Source organism: Levilactobacillus zymae DSM 19395 (assembly GCF_001434115.1).
Classification (GTDB): Bacteria; Bacillota; Bacilli; order Lactobacillales; family Lactobacillaceae; genus Levilactobacillus; species Levilactobacillus zymae.
The window spans coordinates 1-16,954 of record NZ_AZDW01000017.1 but is presented as its reverse complement, the minus strand read 5'-3'; the positions used below and the strand labels follow the sequence as shown (position 1 = coordinate 16,954).

Below are 16,954 nucleotides of genomic sequence, written 5' to 3'. Positions count from 1 at the left end.
CGAATTTTGGAATCAGGGTCACTTTTGGGTTACTCAGCTGGTTGATGGGCAGAAAGCCTGTAACCGCAAGCTTTCAATTGGTCTGACCCAAAGATAAAAATACTAGGTTTGGTTAAAATTTAGTTCTATAATAATCGCAAGTTTGAATCTATCCTAACGAAGAAGGTAAAGCTGATGACAGTTTTTAGTGCGTATTCGAACGATGACATTCTCGCTGATTTAACCGCGCGAGTCCAGGATGGGACCGTGACCACGGACCCGACGATTTTGAAGAAACAATCCTTTAACCCCAACGCGTCCGGTGTGGAAAGCGGCCTGGCCCGAGCGTTCGTCGAGGTCCAAAGTGTGGCGGACATCCAGGGCGTTTTGGCCGTGGCCCGGAAATACCACATTCCGGTGGTGCCCCAAACGACCGCGACTAGCACCGTGGTGGGGTCCGACGGCATTGACGGGGCCATTATCCTGTCGACCCGGCGGCTGAACCAGATTCTGGAAATCAGTAAGGAAGATTCCGTGGCCGTGGTGCAACCCGGTGTTGTGAACGGCGACCTCGATCAGGAAGCTCGGAAGCAGGGGCTGTTCTATGCGCCGGATCCCGGTTCTAAGCTGTTTTCCTCCATTGGGGGCAACGTCGCGACTAATGCAGGTGGGATGAGCACCGTCCGTTACGGGGCCACCAAGGATAACGTGTTGGGGCTGAAGGCCGTTTTGGCGGACGGGCGGACCGTCACGTTAGGGGGCCGGACCCTGAAACAGGCCTTTGGGTACGATTTGACGCAGTTGTTTGTGGGCTCCGAAGGCACACTGGGCATCGTTTACGAAATCACGGTCAAATTAATGCCGATTCCGCTGGGAAAGTCGATCATGGGCCTGGCCTTCTTCGAGGACATGGCCGCGTTGGCCCAGGGCGTCACCGCCATTCGGATGTCCGGGGTCTACCCGACCATGTTGGAAGCCTTGGACGGCAACACCGTGATTGCGTTGGATAAGTACGAAAAGACCCACTACGCCGACAATAGTGGGGCCATGTTGATTTTCCGCTTGGACGGCAGTAGCGACGACAACGTCCAGGTCCTCGAAGACCTCTTGGCCAAGTACCACGGTCAACACGTCCAGGTGACCGCCGACGCTGATGAACAGGCGAAGTTGGAACAGCTCCGCCGCGACATGTTACCGGCCGTCTTTGCGGGTCAGAATCACTTGATGGAAGACATGGCTATGCCGCTGTCCCAGTTGGCGCCGATGATGGACTACATCCAGCAAGTGGGTCAAGATCTTGGTCTCAAGATCTACACCGCCGGACACGCGGGCGACGGCAACGTCCACCCCAGCTTCGTGTGGCCCCAAGACCAACCCGAGGTTCCGGCGGCCGTGCTGGAAGCCCTGCGACGCATCTTCCGCAAGACCCTGGAACTGGGCGGAACCATCTCCGGCGAACACGCCGTGGGGATGATGAAGAACCAGTGGAACAATCCCGAATTGGGGGACAACGTGGACTACCTACAACACCAGATCAAGACCTTGTTCGACCCCATGAACCTGTTGAATCCTAAACGTAAAATTGATTAAAGTTAATGTGGGTAACGCCCGGTTTCCGGTAACAACGGAAGTCGGGCGTTTTAAATTTATAAGTTATAACGGAATATTCCATTAGTATAATATTAATTATAATATAATTTAATAAGATTCAGCAAAATTTCTAGACGGCGCGGCGGGGGTGGCGTATCATCAACAAGCGAAGATTGGTTATAAAATTGGCCAATCCAGCGGACAAACGCGCCGAGAAAAGTTACAATTGAAAGCGAATGCAACAACTGACGACGACCTGCACAACCGGTTGCCAACTCCGAAGTCCACGAAAGGAAGATGACCATGACCGATACGCAACAATGGTGGCGTCACGCCGTTGGCTATCAGATTTATCCGCAGAGCTTTTTCGATAGTAATCACGACGGCGTTGGGGACCTGCCCGGCGTCCAAGCTAAGATTAACTATCTTAAAGATTTGGGGGTTGATTTCGTCTGGCTAGCGTCCTTTTATCCCTCCGGTCACGTGGATAGTGGTTACGACGTCACGGATTACTGTGGGGTCGATCCCCAATTCGGCACCTTAGCCGATTTTGAGGAGCTAGTCGCGGCTTTGCACGCTGCCGGCATCAAGGTGGTCATTGACCTGGCCTTGAACCACACCTCGGCTCAACACCCGTGGTTTCGAGCAGCGCGGCAGAGCCGGACTAATCCCTACCACGATTACTATATTTGGCAACCCAGCGATGGGCAGACACCGCCAAACAATTGGCAATCCGTGTTCGGCGACTCGGCCTGGCAGCCTAATCCGGCGACGCATGAGGCCTACCTCCACTCGTTTGCCACGGCCCAACCAGATCTTAACTGGGAAAATCCGCGGGTTCAACAAGAGATGGTTCAGATTATCCAGTGGTGGGCGGACCGCCACGTGGACGGTTTCCGGTTAGATGGGGTGACCCACCTGAAGAAGCGTGCCGACTTTGCGGACGTTACCGACCCCCGAACGGGTTATTACCAGAATCTCGCGGGTGTGGCCCCGTACTTGGCGGCTTTGCGCCCGGTCCTCACCGCTAATCACCTGTTGACGATTGGGGAGGCCGGGGGCGTCGACATGACCACGGCCAAGCAATGGCTGGACCCGACCACTGGCTTTTTCGACCTCCTGTTGGAATTTGACCACGTGCATTTCTGGGAAATGGCGGAGCCGAAGCTACCGGTGGCGGCCTTACGGGCGAACCTGACCAAGTGGCAGGTCGCCTTAGAAGGGCACGGGTGGAGCGCGTTGTTTATCGAAAATCACGATTTGCCGCGCGCCGTGTCCTATTACGGGGACGCGGTCGATTATCCTCGCCGCTCGGCACAAGCGCTGGGCATGTGGTACATGTTGATGAAGGGCACGCCGTTTATCTATCAGGGTCAGGAATTAGGCTTGACCAACGCCGACTTCACGCGGATCGACCAGTACCGGGACCTCGATAGCTGTAACTACTATCACCGTCAGTTAGCGACCGGCGCCCCGGTGGCCAACACGTTGAAGCAGCTCGCCGCCAAAAGCCGGGATAATGCGCGGACGCCCATTCCGTGGACCGGCAAGGCGTACGGGGGCTTCTCCACCACGACGCCCTGGATCGACATGGGGCCGGACGTGGCGCAACGCAACGTGGAACGTGAGAGTCACGACCCATTATCGGTCCTGACGTTCTACCAACAATTGATTCGGGTCAAACAATCCGTCCCCGCCCTCCAAACGGGGCGCTACGAGTTGATCGACACCTACGACGACCAACTCTACGTTTATCGCCGAACATACAACGGTGACAATTGGTTGGTAATGGTCAACATGAGTAGTCAGATTGCGACGACGCAGGAATTTGATTTGACCGCCAGTGAACTCATTTTAACGAACTTATTAGTTGATTCGGATTCGGACGCCCAGCAGATTCAGCCCTGGGAGGCCCGGCTCTACCATCTCCGACAATTAGAATAGGCGACTTGACGGGCAAGTGTGGTCACCCGGTCAGAAAAATCACGATCTCTTGCCACCTTGAAAAGGTTTACGATATCACTTTTATACGGAATTTATGAATGTAGGCCTTGCTTTTTACCTCAATGTTCTTTATTATCAATTGTATAGATAATTTTATGGGGTTGTGAATTATTTAATCATTAGTCGGCCATGTTCATCGTTGGACCCCTGACCGATAAAGTGGAGATAAGGATCTGATACAATGGCAGAGAGTAAGACTGTACATGCAGAAAGTTTTTTTGAAGCCTACATGGCTTTAAAGCGTGAATTAGAAAAGTCAGCCACGCGGTTCCAACGAATGACGGGGATTTCGGTGGACCAGTTTGCAATATTGCACCAAATTTTAGAACAACCGGGTAAGCTGACGTCCGCAACGGTGGCGGATAGTCGGGGTATTTCCCGGGCGGCCGTTTCGCGGGGGATTTCTCAGCTGATTCGGCGCGGTTACGTGGTGCAAAGTTACGAATCGACCGACCGGCGCGTGCGGCCGTTGTCGTTAACGGCGAGTGGCGAACAATTGGAAATCGATTGCTACAAGGTGTTGCAATCGGCGACTAAGTTGATGAGCGACGTGGCGTTAAACGATAGCGGCAGTCCGCTGACCATGGGCCAACTGACCCAAATGTTGGCGGCCGTCACGGCCCGGGGCGCGGCTGACACGCAACAAAAGTAGTTTCATATAAGTAAAACGTTATACAATAATTACTAGTCTTCCTTATGGGAAGGCTATTTTTTTTGCAATTAGTCCCCCACATTGGTGAATGTGTGAGAACATTCAACTCTCGTCAAAGGCGTTTCACGGTCCGTAGAACTGGCATGGTAACGTTTTCTGAGCGCCAAACGAGCATGAAACAATTTTCAAAACGGGCTGGTCAGCGCGAATTTTCATGCTATAATCAAAAACGTTGTCTCAAAGGCGGCATACAATATATTGTATCTATTTTTAAAATCATCCGGATAAAATACCACATGTGGCGAATCAAACGATGAGGGAGCGTTTTTCGCATGCAACATTATTTTCAGTTTTTGGCCCACCAATTAAAAGGTTGGCCCCAACAGAACTATTACTTATTCTTCTTTAGCCTGGGTTGTCAGGTCATGACGCTGGTCGGCCAAGCCATCACGCCGCTCACCATCCTGACCTTTATCGGCACCACTCTGGGCGTCCTGTGCGTCTTGGCCATTAACGCGGCCAAGTCCGTCAACGGGGTGCTGGGGGTGCTGTCGGCAATTTGTTTTATCATTACCGGCTACGCAGCGAAAAACTATCTCAGTATCTTCGAACAGCTGGCCTACGTGGCTACGCTGGACATTCCCGTGTTGATCAGTGCCAACTGGAACGTCAACATGGCCGCCAAGATTCGGCGGTTTACCGGGCGAAGTTGGGTGATTGCCCTGACGTCGACAGTGGTCATCTACCTGGTTTCCGGCTGGGGGATTGGTACCTTTACCGACGACCCGCGGCCCTGGATCGACGCCATCAGTTTTGCGATTAGCCTGACCGCCGGGGTCATCTGCTTCTTACGCTTTAACAACCAGTACATCTGGTGGTTGGCGTCCGGGGTGGCCCAGATGGTCCTGTGGTTCATTTCCTTCCGGCAGGGCTCGGCCACGCTGGCGATGTTCATCAACAGTTCTATCTACCTGGTCAACGACATCTTGGCCTTCACGGTATCACCGTGGTACAACGAGAAGGAACGGCACCGCGTCATGGCCCAAGAAACGGCCTATGCGGGGCAACTGGCGCACGAAACTAATTAAGTTTGACGGGAAGTGGTGCGGTTTTAACGACCGGCATCACTTTTTTGCTGGGCGCGTGGTACACTAAAATTATATGTAATATTAGATGGCGTCTTAAAGAATTAATCTAGCAGGGTTCAGCGCTTCCGGGCCAGCCAGCAACGGGCTGGAACGGGGTGGGCACGGATTCAAGCCCGTAGCCCAGGTCTTGAAGACCGACCTTTGCCTAGGTCGGTAAAAAACACCGGCCAAAGCAAATTTCACCCCTGAGCCCATTTCTGACTGGCCCTCCAGCTCACACTGGATGCACCAGCAGTTCAAATAGTTTTGATTAAACGATAGCGAATGGTTATTACATTAGTAGCTGATTTTTAAGATCAATTCTAGTAGATAAAAGAGTTAGGGTGAAAATCCGGTTACGCTTAATTCTTTGGTGAATTTTATTTTCCAAAGTTCAGCCAGTGAAAGTAGCCTAACTAGTATTACGCATACTAAAATTATATTTAGTGAAGATGGAGGACGCGCACATGATTGTCGAACGCAAATTGGGAACGGACGACCAGAGTCTGGTCTGGGTCGAAACGCTGGTGGAGCAGGATGCCGACCGGCAGAAACTCCAACAGGCTTACGGGCTGACCGATGAGATTTTGACCTACGTGACCGATGAAAATGAACGTTCCCACTACGACCGTGACGAGTACCTCAACACCCAGCTGTTCGTCTTGCACGTGCCCGTGGTGATCGACGAAGTGGCCCAGCGGTCGATCACCCGGCCCATTACGTTGCTGCTGAAGGGCAACCGGGTCTTTACCATTACGACCAAGCGGACGCAGTGGGTCAACGAACTCCTCGAAGAAAAACTTAAACGCGAAACCATCACGGACACCAACCAGTTCGTGTTGATCAGTTTCTTTATCCTGTTTGACCAATTCATTGGCCCGATTCGCCGGATCAACGCGGAACAAAACCGGTTGGACCGGCAACTGAACCAGTCGCCCGATAACAAGGACTTAATCGCGCTGTCCAACCTGCAACAAAGCCTGGCGTACTTCGTCAGTGCCACGCGCAACAACACCATGATGGTGATCAACCTGGACAACACGCCGTTTGGCAAGCAGCTCTCGGATAAGAACCGCGAACTCCTGATGGATGCTGTGATTGAAGCCCGGCAGACCTCCGAAATGACGGCCACCGAGGCCGACGTCGTGGACCGCATCTCGAGTACCTTTAATAACGTCTTGAACAATAACCTGAACGACACCATGAAGTTCTTAACGATTTGGTCGTTGGTGCTGACGATTCCCACGATTGTGACCGGGTTTTACGGCATGAACGTTAAGCTGCCCATCGCGAATAGCCCAATCTCGTGGATCTTCACGATTGCGATTACCGTGGGCTTCATGGTGGGGATTGCCCAGTACCTGCGCCACCGGCACTTCTGGTAAAACTGAAGGTATTCTAATTTCTTTAAAATTGTTGGTGAACCCACCAGCAATTTTTTTATGGAGTTTTGCGCTAATTCCCGTTGTATTTTCAGAGAATTGGCTTATAATTGTTAGCTGACTAACGAAATAAGGAGATGAACTCATGACACCACGATTAGGCGGACTGTTACGGGACGCTACGAATCAGATGAACTTGGAACTGAACAACTTTGCCCGGCCGTACGGGTTGACCGGCATGCAGATGTCGGTGATCGATTACCTGGCGCGGCGGGGGACGACCACGACCTACCAAGTCGACGTCGAACACGAATTTGCGATTCAACGGTCGACGGCATCGTTATTAGTCCGGCGGATGGTCGACCGGCAGCTGGTGACGCGGGTGGTCGCGGTCAGCGACAGTCGTAAACGGCAACTCGAACTCACCACGAAGGGTCGCGAACTGGTCCCCGTGATTACGGCTCATTTGGAACAGCAGGACGCCAAAATGGTCGCGGGTCTCTCACCCGAGGCGGCGGCTGGGTTTCGGCAAGCGCTGCAACGCATCAAACAATGGTAATTCAGAAAGGACGTCTTTCATGGCAACCCAAACGGTAAAATCTGATCACATCGAACCCCGAGTCATCGGCGCGATCCTCGCGACCGGCCTGATGTCGTTGAGCGGGGTCATCGTGGAAACGGCGATGAACATCACGTTTCCGACCTTAATGCGGCAATTTCACATCACCACCGGCACGGTCCAGTGGATGACCACGTTGTATCTTTTGATCGTGGCCTGCATCGTGCCGGTGTCTTCCTACTTCAAACGGCGTTTCCCGATGAAGGGGCTCTTCATCACGGCTAACCTGTTATTTATCGCCGGCATCGTCATCGACGGGGTGGCCCCTACGTTCCCGATTCTGCTCGCTGGCCGGGCGATTCAGGGGTTCGGGACCGGGATCGCCTTACCCCTAATGTTTAACATCATCCTGGAACAGGTCCCGCTCAGCCGGATTGGCCTGATGACCGGCATCGGGACGTTGGTCACCGCCATCGGCCCGGCGATTGGCCCAACTTACGGGGGGATTCTGGTCACCGCGCTGAACTGGCGCTACATTTTCTGGATTCTGGTCCCGTTTCTGGTGGCCTCGTTTTTCGTGGGGGTCAAAACCATCCAACAAGTCACGCCGACCCAGCGGACGCCCTTTGATTGGCCCAGCATGTTGGGCATCATCGTGACCTTTAGCGGCCTGATCTACGGGTTTAGCGCCATCAGCAGTCACGCCTGGCTCAGCCTGTCCGTGGCGGGGTCGTTGGCGTTAGGCATCGTGGGCCTGATTTACTTCAGCCACCGTTCATTGCGGTTAGACGCGCCATTAATTCACTTACAGGCCTTGAAGAATAAGGCATTCAGCGGTCACCTGCTGGCGTTCTTCCTGATTCAGATTGCCTCACTGGGCCTGTCGTTTATTCTCCCCAACTACCTGCAACTGGTCGACCACCGCACGGCGTTTCTGGCGGGCCTGGTGGTCTTGCCCGGTTCCGTGATTGGGGCCTGCTTCGCACCCGTGGGGGGCCAGATTCTGGACCACTTCGGGGCTAAACGGCCGATTCTACTTGGTCTGGCCTTGGCTGTCCTGGCGCTACTCGGCATGACGTTATTGGCGCGGCACCTTAGCGCCTGGATGATTCTGAGCCTGTACGTGATCTACATGATCGGCATCGGCCTGGGCTTCGGGAACATGATGACCAGCGGCCTGAAACACCTGTCCGGCGACTTGAAGGCCGATGGGAACGCCCTGATGAACTCGCTGCAACAGTTCTCCGGGGCCATGGGCACGGCGTTGGTCTCGGCCATCATCGCGGCCAGCCAAGCCGTTGCCGGGTCGACCACGGCCATCAAGACGGCCAGCGGCTCCCAAACGGCGCTGTTGGTGCTGGTGGTGACCAGTGCGATTGCCTGGTTCACCATGCTCTGGGCTTTGGGCCAGACCGGAACCTTTACCAAAAAATAATCAGGCGATTTAGGTTAAATTTGGTAATGGTTTTCATCGTTAAGGGGACGACTAAGAAAGCCGTTCCAGCCCGGTAGGTTAGTAGTGCCGGTGTCTTAACCATAGAAGTATCGGTGGTGTTCAGGAAAGGCTTTCACGTGATAAACTTACACTCAATTTAGAGGGACTAACTCCCCCAATAAATCGAGGTGATCACGATGAAATTTGATTGGCGATACGCGTTTCACGCCTTTTGGCTCTATCTGACATTCATGATTCTGTTTAGCACAGCCTACTACTTTAACCAGGGGCATTCCTTACGAATGGCTTTGGGGACCATCGTGGCCCTCTTGGTTGTGGACGGACTGTTCACGCGGAACTATCCGTACTTCAACCGAGTCAATCGCCAGGGGGCTCTGGCCTTGATCGATCTCGCTTTCTTCGCGTTACTCGCGTTGTTGGCGATGAACTTTAACCCGGATTGGCCGCAAGCCATCTGGAACGCCATGAGCTTCTTTCTGGCCGGAATGGGCGGCACCGTTGATGGGTGCGTGGCTCACAAGACCAGAATCTTACCTTACCAGACCCGCCGCGACTTGATTCGCAAGGCGGAGATTCAGGGTAAACCGATTGAGCGGTAGAGGACCGAATTTGACCTGTCTGATATCAGTTTGAAAAGGAGTCTGAGATGGAATTCTCAGGCTCCTTTTACTGCTTTTAGTCAAGGGCAGATTGTGGAAATTATCCGCCTTACCGGTTGGTCCTGAAGGGGCTGGATCGTGGTGGGCACGACTTGAAGCCCTGAAAGTGCCAGGTCTTCAAGCTCGGCCTTTGGGTAATCCGGGAAAGAACCCCGAATAACCCAAACGACACCACTGAGCCCCTTCAGGACCGCCCTCACGGCTAAATGGAGCGTGGAATATATAGAACAGTACTGAAAGATGGTCTATTCATGCAAGCTACTACTGCGACTTTGTCCCGCTTGGGATAAGGCCTTTTTTATTTTTCCTGACAATTGGTGTCGGAACGAGTGCTAACCGCCTTTCAGCTCATTTTTTAGTGTGTGGGCGTAAATAATCGGCCGTGGCTTGGTCCCGGTGGGTGGTCCGGCGAAAGGCGCTGGGCGTCATCCCGGCCCATTGTTTGAATTGCTTACTGAAGCTGGCTTGACTGCTGAAATGGGTCTGGCGAGCGACGTCGGCAATCGAATTTTCCCCAATCTCCAAGAGCCCCTTGGCTTGGCTGAACCGGCGCTCGCTAGCGTAGGTCTTGGGGGTGACCCCGTACACGCGCTTGAAGATGCGGTGCCCGTAGGTAGAACTGATGTTGAGTTGGGCGCAGACCTGCAGAAAGGTCGGGGGTTGCGGTCCGGTCTCGTCGGTCAAGTGGCTGGCCAACTGCTGGGCCAAGACCACGTCGCGTTCGGGGTATTCGTGTTGGCCGGTCAGGACCGATTTGTTGTGGGCGAGGGCGACCATGAAGTGCAGAAAGGCGATTTCCGTGCGGAGTTTTTGTTCGGTGGTCGCCAGGTGGACGGTATCTAGGGCCACCACGTCCTGGGCGAAACGTTGGGCCGCCTGAGCCACGGCGGTGTCCTTGGGTAGGACGGTGTTGCCCAGGTTTTGGATGATTCGGGTCTTTAAGGCCAGGTCGCCCACGTTGAAATGCACGCAGAAGAATTGCAACTGCGCGCCGTAAAAGTTAAAACTCTCGTGCCAGGTTTCCGGCGTGATGATGATGGCGTCGCCGGGGAGCAGGACCCGTTTGCGCGGGCCCATGAATTGGGTGACCTGCCCCTGCATCACGGCGATCAGTTCGAACAGCTGGTGTTTTTCTCGCGGATAGTGCCAACTGGGAAATTGGTTGCGTTGCAGGTGGCCGCCGTGGAGGTAGATGTTGGATTCGATGGTTTGAAAGAGGGGCTGTTGGGCCATGACGCGACACTTCCTTTGTTTTCAGCCTAGCAGGTCGCAACAGCTAACACAACTAGAAGTTTCCATTTGGACAAATTCAGGGTAGCGATGGCTATGGACGGCGCCTGTGAAAACGATTACAATTAAAGCTGTAATCTGATGAAAACGCACAGTTGGCCGGCTGTTAAGACTAAAGACCCCCTTGCGGCCACGTGGGGTCCTACGGAGGCATACGGGTATGCAAAAGTTTAAAAATGAATTTTGGACAGCGACTGCGGGTGACCTGACACAACGGCGGGACCACTTGGCCACACCGGCTTATCGGGACGCCGCGGCGGACGCGAAAAAGATCATCATCGATCCGACCGACCAGCACCAAGACTGGTTAGGTGCCGGGGCGGCCATCACCGATTCGGCGGCCTACCTGATTTGGGACGTGATGGATGCGGCCCAACGCGACAAGCTACTCCACGAACTCTTCGATCCCGAACAGGGGGGCTTTTCCAGCGTGCGGGTGCCGTTAGGGTCCTGTGACTTCCAGAGTCAAGACTTCTATACCTACGACGACGTGCCGGCCGGTGAACACGATGCGACCTTAGAAAAGTTCTCAATTGGTGAGGGCCAACCGGGTGCCAAGGATGCCACCAAAGACCTGAAACACATCGTCCCCGTCCTGCAGGCCATCCTGAAAATCAACCCGGCCGTGAAGGTCATCGCTTCACCGTGGTCCGCCCCGGCCTGGATGAAGGACACCCAGCACCTGACTCACGGCGGCCGGTTACGCTTCGGCGAATTTACCGGCAACGGCTACACTGAGGAAAACCGGTTCGAATACATCTACGCGCAATACTTCGTTCGCTACATCGACGCTTACCGGAAGTTGGGCATTCCGATTTACGGGTTAACGATCCAAAACGAACCGTCTAACGCCGCCCACTGGCCAGCCATGATCTGGACGGTCCCCGAATTAGCGAAGTTTGGCTACGATTACCTGCGGCCGGCTTTGAACCGGTCGTACCCGGACACCAAGCTCTACTTGTTAGATGACAGTTTCCACGCCATCACCAAGCCCATCACCGACGAAGTGACGCCGGCTCAAGCCGCCGCCTTCGATGGAATTGCCGTACACACCTACTCCGGGCCGTACGACAACTTCTACAAGGCTAGTCGCGCCTTTCCTAACTGGCAGGTCGTGATGACCGAACGGCGCTGCATGATGACCGACCCCGTCAAGGAAGCCGCCAATATCATGTTTGGGGTCATCGGTAACTGGCTGGTCCACAACGGCTTGAACATGATCACCCTGTGGAACCTGGCCTTGGACGAACGGGGCTTGCCAAACGCCGCCGATTCGACCGGCCGTGAGGGGGTCGTGACCATCGACCACACCACCGGGAAGGTGCAACGGAACCTGGAATACTTCATGTTGCGCAACTTCGGTCAAGACGTCCCGGTGGGCTCTAAGGTGATTGGCTCGACCAACTACACCAGAGACGGCTATACCGGTAGCTTGGGCTCCGTAGCCTTCTTGAGCCCGACCGGTGACATCACGGCGCACCTGTACAACCCGACCGACCAACCCTTGACGGCGGCGGTCACGGTCAACGGGGACGGCGCCAACTGGCAAAACGTGACGGTTCCGGCTTACGGCACGGTCACGTTACACAAATCCAACGGCGAGTTGAACGACTCGACGATTCCGGTTGATGATGAGTTCAAGTTGAACCCATCGCCGTTCAACGCCTCGGACAAGGCACCGGACGAATACTAGGGTTTTCGGACTAATTCGGTCAATAATGAACCGGAAACGGTCACTAAATTTAAACAGTTCAAAACGGGTTTTCAGTCATTTCAGGGCTGAAGACCCGTTTTTGCATGGCAACCATAGCGTTGACAAGAAATCCATCACCCCTTGAGCTAGTTCGTAGCATGATTGACCGACCGTTCAAACCTGGTAAGTCTAGGCCCCTCAGACGTCTTTCATGGCGCAGACTGACTACACTGCTTAGTGAAAGGAGTCTCAGTATGAATAAAATCATGCAATTAGGATTAGCGAGTTTAGCGGGCGTTGGCCTGTGGACGGGCGCGACGGCCCCGGCCATGGCCAGCAGTCGGAATTATTCGGCGGCCCGGTCCGCGAGTGTTCGTTTGATTTGGCGGACCCGAATGGGCGCTCACGTCTACCATAATCGGGCGACCGGGGCGCGGTACTCCGAACATCTAGGCGTGCGGTACGGGTTAAACCAGGCAACGACCGGGGTGACCTGGATCACGGACGCCCACGAAAAGCTCTACAACCGTGACACCAAGACCGAGGATATCTACTATCACGTCCACAACCAAAACGAGACCACGGCCGGTTGGATTTGGCGGGGGTACCTGATTCCTGGAGGTCCCACCGGTGCCGCACAATCGACTCCGTCTAGTGCCACCCAGGGGCTCACGTTGGCTGACTTTGCTCACCGGACGCCGTTGCCCGACTCGCCCGCCCAGCAAGCGGTCGCCGAGTTGGGTCACGGGGCCACGCTTGATCCGCAGTACACGGCCTTCGCCCAATACCTGATGAAAAACGTTCTGCTGCCCGCACCCTTTGCGAACACCAATGCCGTCTCGGCCTGGATGGCTGAAGATGATGATACGGGTGACCGCCCGGATAACGTTTTACTGCAAGAGCTGTTGCGCCAACACGGCATCGTCCACTTTGGGTACGGCCCGAACCGCTATCAGGTCATGTATATGCGGGAAACGAATCAGGGATGGTCGTCGTACATGAATCTGGAGTACCATAATGGTCCCGATGAAGGCGCCTATGGCATCGACGGCATCACGTCGGCCAACTACTTCACGCCGGTCAAGATTGGCTACACGGTAGAGTTCCTGCCGAATCATAAAGTGGCCACGTTAATCATTATGAATTATCCAGCCAAGTACGGTCAGGTTCATGAGATGGAAAATAACGAGGATATTCCGGATAGTGATGACTAAAGCCAATCGGAGTGTCTGACAGAAAAAACGCCGCCCGGTGATGCCGAGCGGCGTTAGTGGTTTAATTTGAAGTTTAGACCAGCATCCAGTCATACGAGAGGAGTTGGTGGAACCGTTCGCCCACCGGGACCCATAACTTGGCCTTGGCGATGTTGGCGATGGACTCCCAAAACAGGGGGTCCCGGCGTTCCTTATCGCTCAGGTTAATGTTGACGTAACGCCCAGCTTCCGTCTTCGCAATCACGTAAGGGTAGAAGACCTTGGTAATCTGGGCGGGGGTAATGGTGTGGATTTGCGGGTTGTTATCAATCAGCATATTAAGACGCTTCCTTTCAGTTGATGAATTCAGTATAGCGGAAACATCGGCTGAAAGTTATCGCTTTTCGTTAAGGATTGTCTGAGAATTTCTTAGGATTGTGGGGCGGCCTGTAATGTAACGGTAAAGACGGTTCCTTGGGGTTGGTTCGCCGTCACGGCAATCTGACCCTGGTTGAGCTGGACCAGTTGGGCGACGATCGAGAGGCCAAGACCGCTACCTTCTACCTGGTTGGAGCGCGAGGCGTCGACCCGGTAGAACCGCTCGAAGATGTGCTGGCGGTCGGCGTCACTGATACCCCGCCCGTGGTCGGCCACGGCCAGAGTCACGGTGTTTTCGGCCTGGGCCACGGTGACCGTGATGCCCTGGTCGTCCGGCGAATACTTGTGGGCGTTGTCTAATAGGGCGGTCAGAATCTGGTGCAACATGTCGGTGTCGCCCAGCGCCATGGCCGGATGGTCCGGCCCGTCAAAGGTCAACGGTTGCGAGACTAATGGCTGGTAGTGGTTGACCACGCCCTGCGCCAGGGTCGCCACGTCGAGGGCTTGAAGGTCGACGGTGGCCCGGTCGGCGCGCGAGAGGTGGAGCAGGTTTTCAATCAGGTGTTGCATCCGCAGGGACTCCTGGTCGATGAAACCCAGCGACTCGGGGATGACCTCGGGGTGCTTGGCGCTGTGGCGTTCAATCAACTTGATGTTGCCCCGAATCGTGGCGATGGGTGTGCGTAGTTCGTGCGAGGCGTCGGAAATAAACTGGCGCTCGTGACGCAGCCGGTCGTTTTGGGCGGCCAATAGTTGGTTGAAGTCTTTCGCTAGTTGGTTGATTTCTACGGGTTCGGTGGGTTGCGGGAGCTTCGGTTGGGTGACCTCGGGGTTGGCCGCCGCCTGTTGGGCCGCGTGGGCCAGCTCGATGGTCGGCTGACTGATGCGGTTGGCTAGCCGCCGAACAAAGAGCAGGCCAATCAGGAGACTTAGGCCGATGGCGATGATCAGCACGGCAATCAACACGTGCAGGTTGCCCAACAGAACGTGCATCCCGATGTAGAGCAGGTAGGTTTTATTGCCCGCGGTCAGGGTCTCCGAGAAGTAGAGCCCCATCTTCTTAATGTAGATCAGGTGGGTGAACGGGACCTGCCAACTCCCGGCGAGCGTCGGATTTTTCCCGTTGGGGAGCAGCGAAGTGGTGGAGCCGTTGGTGTTCTTGATTAAAATAAAGGTGTTGTGGGAGTTCAGCCCACTGCCCCGGTTGACGGTCAACCAGTCTTGAAAATTACTGACCTGGGTAACTTGCAGGTTGGCACTGAGCCGCGCGGCCTGTTCCTGGGCCCGCACCAGCTGGTCAATCGTCAGGGTCACGGAGACGGTCAACACGATGATTAGCCCGATGGTCAGTAGGAGACTGGTAAACGACCGGCGGATGATATCCGCGTAGGAACGCGGTGGTTGAGCAACTTTTTTCATCAGGCATCAGCTTCCTTTAAGCTGTAGCCGACTCCGCGAATCGTGTGGAACAACGGCGGCAGGTCGGCCACGTCGATTTTGTTACGCAGGTAGCCGATGTAGACATCGACCACGTTTTGTTGTCCCAGGAAGTCGACCCCCCAGACGTTGTCGAGCAGTTCGTCGCGGGTGAAGACTTGGCCGGGATGACGCATCAAGAAGAGGAGTAAGTCGTATTCCCGTTGGGTCAGTTGTAAGGTCTCGGTTCCCCGGGTGACCTGGCGGGTCTTGGTGACCAGGGTCAGGTCGGCCACGTGGTAGGTCTGGTCCAGGCCGCTTTGGTGAGCGGTACGCCGTTGGATGACCCGAATGCGGGCCAGGAGTTCTTCGATTTCAAATGGTTTGGTGATGTAGTCGTCGGCCCCGTTGTCCAGGCCGGTGACCTTGTCGCCCAGGTAATCGCGGGCGGTCATCATGATGACGGGCAGTTCGTCGTGTTTACGGATGCGTCGCAGGACCTCCATGCCGTCCATCTTCGGCAGCATCCAGTCGAGTAGCACTAATAGAAGGTCATCTTTGTGCTGCTGATAGGTTTCCCAGGCGGCTTCTCCGTCAGCGGCGGTTAAGACCTGAAAATCTTCGAACGTTAATTCTTTGGCCACGTAACTGGCGAGGCCTTCTTCATCTTCGACTAATAAAATGGTATTTTTCATAGGGAAAAAACTCCTTTAGTGACGAGAATAGTGACGGGGACCGGGCGCCCCCTTAATAGATAAAGCTTACCCCGGAGAGCTTAACAAATACCAGTAAGTTAGAAATTTCACCCGTTAAGGTGAGAAAATAAGTGGCCCACTTAAAGAACGAATCAAGCGCTATGAGTGGGTTTAACCGTATTTTAGCATGTTAACCGGTTTCGAAAATAAGAAATTCATATTTTAAGCTTAAAGAAGCTTCAAGATTTGGTAGGGCGCACGATGGTATAACTAATACATCGAAAGCGAACAGCTTAACACTAACAAATCCATTGAGGAGTGGTAATGATGAAAAAATTAACGTCAATGATCAAAAAGGTAATGTTGGGGACGATGACGGCAACGATGTTGATGGCAACTTCCGCGGGAGCTTCCGCCGCAACCAAGACCACGGTGACGGCTGAACCCGTCCAAGCTACAATCACCTTAAACGACCGTCCCGCAGCCACGGTCCAGATGACGAAAATCCACCTCAAGCGGACGAGTGCTAAGCAACTTTCGACGCAAGTCCAAACGGCGGTTGACGCCAGTGCGTTGAATCTTGACCAAAAGCACAAGGACAGCCAGCTGAAATAACCCCCAGTTTTCTCCCTCTCAAGTTTCTTCCTCCAAACCAAACAGCAGACTAGAAGACTAAAGACCAGTAGCGGCGGGACCGTTACTGATTTTTTGTCTGAGCAACTTTTTAGACTTTACTCAGAAATTACGTTTGCTAGAGACACTCACTTTGTTCATAGCAGCCAAAATACAGTAAGAAGGGGATTGCCTGCGTCAAGTAAACGGGTCAATCTAAAAATACTAAGCTTAGAGGCATAGAAGTTACCCGACGGGGTGCTCCTATG

Annotated in this window: 15 protein-coding genes; 11 read left to right on the top strand and 4 right to left on the bottom strand. The window is 54.2% G+C overall.

From position 1 onward, the window contains the following. Window positions 1–174 precede the first annotated feature (174 nt). The 8 genes from FD38_RS04215 to FD38_RS04180 all read left to right on the top strand — a co-directional run bounded on the left by FD38_RS04215 (window position 175) and on the right by FD38_RS04180 (window position 9,348). Entirely contained in the window at window positions 175–1,569 is a 1,395-nt protein-coding gene (locus tag FD38_RS04215; protein ID WP_057731526.1) for an FAD-binding oxidoreductase, read from the top strand. A 303-nt stretch (window positions 1,570–1,872) separates the two neighbouring features. Beyond that, window positions 1,873–3,513: an alpha-glucosidase gene (locus FD38_RS04210; protein WP_057731523.1), complete on the top strand. Its 1,641-nt coding sequence runs from the start codon at window positions 1,873–1,875 to the stop codon at window positions 3,511–3,513. A gap of 241 nt (window positions 3,514–3,754) precedes the next feature. After that, the gene (locus FD38_RS04205) at window positions 3,755–4,225 is read left to right on the top strand and encodes a MarR family winged helix-turn-helix transcriptional regulator (protein WP_057731521.1); all 471 of its coding nucleotides are present in this window, start codon (window positions 3,755–3,757) and stop codon (window positions 4,223–4,225) included. 332 nt (window positions 4,226–4,557) lie between these two features. Further along, window positions 4,558–5,313, top strand: a complete 756-nt coding sequence (pnuC, locus tag FD38_RS04200) for a nicotinamide riboside transporter PnuC (protein WP_057731518.1) — start codon at window positions 4,558–4,560, stop codon at window positions 5,311–5,313. 506 nt (window positions 5,314–5,819) lie between these two features. Then, on the top strand, window positions 5,820–6,737 hold the full coding sequence (locus tag FD38_RS04195; protein ID WP_057731516.1) for a magnesium transporter CorA family protein: 918 nt from the start codon (window positions 5,820–5,822) through the stop codon (window positions 6,735–6,737). Window positions 6,738–6,879: 142 nt separating this feature from the next. After that, entirely contained in the window at window positions 6,880–7,293 is a 414-nt protein-coding gene (locus tag FD38_RS04190) for a MarR family winged helix-turn-helix transcriptional regulator (RefSeq protein ID WP_057731515.1), read from the top strand. 19 nt (window positions 7,294–7,312) lie between these two features. After that, window positions 7,313–8,728, top strand: coding sequence for an MFS transporter (locus FD38_RS04185; RefSeq protein WP_057731512.1), 1,416 nt, complete (start codon window positions 7,313–7,315; stop codon window positions 8,726–8,728). 197 nt (window positions 8,729–8,925) lie between these two features. Beyond that, a complete protein-coding gene (locus FD38_RS04180) occupies window positions 8,926–9,348 on the top strand; it encodes a hypothetical protein (RefSeq protein WP_057731510.1) in 423 nt (140 codons plus the stop codon). A gap of 408 nt (window positions 9,349–9,756) precedes the next feature. On the opposite strand, the gene FD38_RS04175 is transcribed toward FD38_RS04180, so the two are convergent. Next, window positions 9,757–10,641, bottom strand: a complete 885-nt coding sequence (locus FD38_RS04175) for an AraC family transcriptional regulator (RefSeq protein WP_057731506.1) — start codon at window positions 10,639–10,641, stop codon at window positions 9,757–9,759. A 217-nt stretch (window positions 10,642–10,858) separates the two neighbouring features. On the opposite strand from FD38_RS04175, the gene FD38_RS04170 reads away from it, so the two are divergent. Both FD38_RS04170 and FD38_RS04165 read left to right on the top strand, forming a co-directional pair. After that, window positions 10,859–12,391: a glycoside hydrolase family 30 protein gene (locus FD38_RS04170; protein ID WP_057731504.1), complete on the top strand. Its 1,533-nt coding sequence runs from the start codon at window positions 10,859–10,861 to the stop codon at window positions 12,389–12,391. A 254-nt stretch (window positions 12,392–12,645) separates the two neighbouring features. Then, on the top strand, window positions 12,646–13,605 hold the full coding sequence (locus FD38_RS04165) for a hypothetical protein (RefSeq protein ID WP_057731502.1): 960 nt from the start codon (window positions 12,646–12,648) through the stop codon (window positions 13,603–13,605). A 73-nt stretch (window positions 13,606–13,678) separates the two neighbouring features. Here the strand turns inward: FD38_RS04165 and FD38_RS04160 are convergent, their stop codons facing one another. The 3 genes from FD38_RS04160 to FD38_RS04150 form a co-directional block, all read right to left on the bottom strand. Further along, complete coding sequence (locus tag FD38_RS04160) at window positions 13,679–13,921, bottom strand: hypothetical protein (RefSeq protein WP_057731500.1); 243 nt, start codon at window positions 13,919–13,921, stop codon at window positions 13,679–13,681. Between the two features lie 92 nt (window positions 13,922–14,013). After that, window positions 14,014–15,381 (bottom strand): sensor histidine kinase, encoded by a 1,368-nt coding sequence (locus FD38_RS04155; protein ID WP_057731498.1) that lies wholly within the window; start codon window positions 15,379–15,381, stop codon window positions 14,014–14,016. Next, window positions 15,381–16,073 (bottom strand): response regulator transcription factor, encoded by a 693-nt coding sequence (locus tag FD38_RS04150; protein WP_057731493.1) that lies wholly within the window; start codon window positions 16,071–16,073, stop codon window positions 15,381–15,383. The genes FD38_RS04155 and FD38_RS04150 overlap by 1 nt, the downstream gene beginning before the upstream one ends. A 327-nt stretch (window positions 16,074–16,400) precedes the next feature. On the opposite strand from FD38_RS04150, the gene FD38_RS04145 reads away from it, so the two are divergent. Further along, window positions 16,401–16,688 carry a hypothetical protein gene (locus tag FD38_RS04145; protein ID WP_057731491.1) on the top strand — a complete coding sequence of 96 codons (288 nt, stop codon included), beginning with the start codon at window positions 16,401–16,403 and terminating at the stop codon, window positions 16,686–16,688. Window positions 16,689–16,954 lie beyond the last annotated feature (266 nt).

Coding starts and splice junctions, on each gene's coding strand:
- FD38_RS04215 (WP_057731526.1), top strand. CDS start 175: ATGACAGTTTTTAGTGCGTATTCGAACGATGACATTCTCGCTGATTTA.
- FD38_RS04210 (WP_057731523.1), top strand. CDS start 1,873: ATGACCGATACGCAACAATGGTGGCGTCACGCCGTTGGCTATCAGATT.
- FD38_RS04205 (WP_057731521.1), top strand. CDS start 3,755: ATGGCAGAGAGTAAGACTGTACATGCAGAAAGTTTTTTTGAAGCCTAC.
- pnuC (WP_057731518.1), top strand. CDS start 4,558: ATGCAACATTATTTTCAGTTTTTGGCCCACCAATTAAAAGGTTGGCCC.
- FD38_RS04195 (WP_057731516.1), top strand. CDS start 5,820: ATGATTGTCGAACGCAAATTGGGAACGGACGACCAGAGTCTGGTCTGG.
- FD38_RS04190 (WP_057731515.1), top strand. CDS start 6,880: ATGACACCACGATTAGGCGGACTGTTACGGGACGCTACGAATCAGATG.
- FD38_RS04185 (WP_057731512.1), top strand. CDS start 7,313: ATGGCAACCCAAACGGTAAAATCTGATCACATCGAACCCCGAGTCATC.
- FD38_RS04180 (WP_057731510.1), top strand. CDS start 8,926: ATGAAATTTGATTGGCGATACGCGTTTCACGCCTTTTGGCTCTATCTG.
- FD38_RS04175 (WP_057731506.1), bottom strand. CDS start 10,641: ATGGCCCAACAGCCCCTCTTTCAAACCATCGAATCCAACATCTACCTC.
- FD38_RS04170 (WP_057731504.1), top strand. CDS start 10,859: ATGCAAAAGTTTAAAAATGAATTTTGGACAGCGACTGCGGGTGACCTG.
- FD38_RS04165 (WP_057731502.1), top strand. CDS start 12,646: ATGAATAAAATCATGCAATTAGGATTAGCGAGTTTAGCGGGCGTTGGC.
- FD38_RS04160 (WP_057731500.1), bottom strand. CDS start 13,921: ATGCTGATTGATAACAACCCGCAAATCCACACCATTACCCCCGCCCAG.
- FD38_RS04155 (WP_057731498.1), bottom strand. CDS start 15,381: ATGAAAAAAGTTGCTCAACCACCGCGTTCCTACGCGGATATCATCCGC.
- FD38_RS04150 (WP_057731493.1), bottom strand. CDS start 16,073: ATGAAAAATACCATTTTATTAGTCGAAGATGAAGAAGGCCTCGCCAGT.
- FD38_RS04145 (WP_057731491.1), top strand. CDS start 16,401: ATGAAAAAATTAACGTCAATGATCAAAAAGGTAATGTTGGGGACGATG.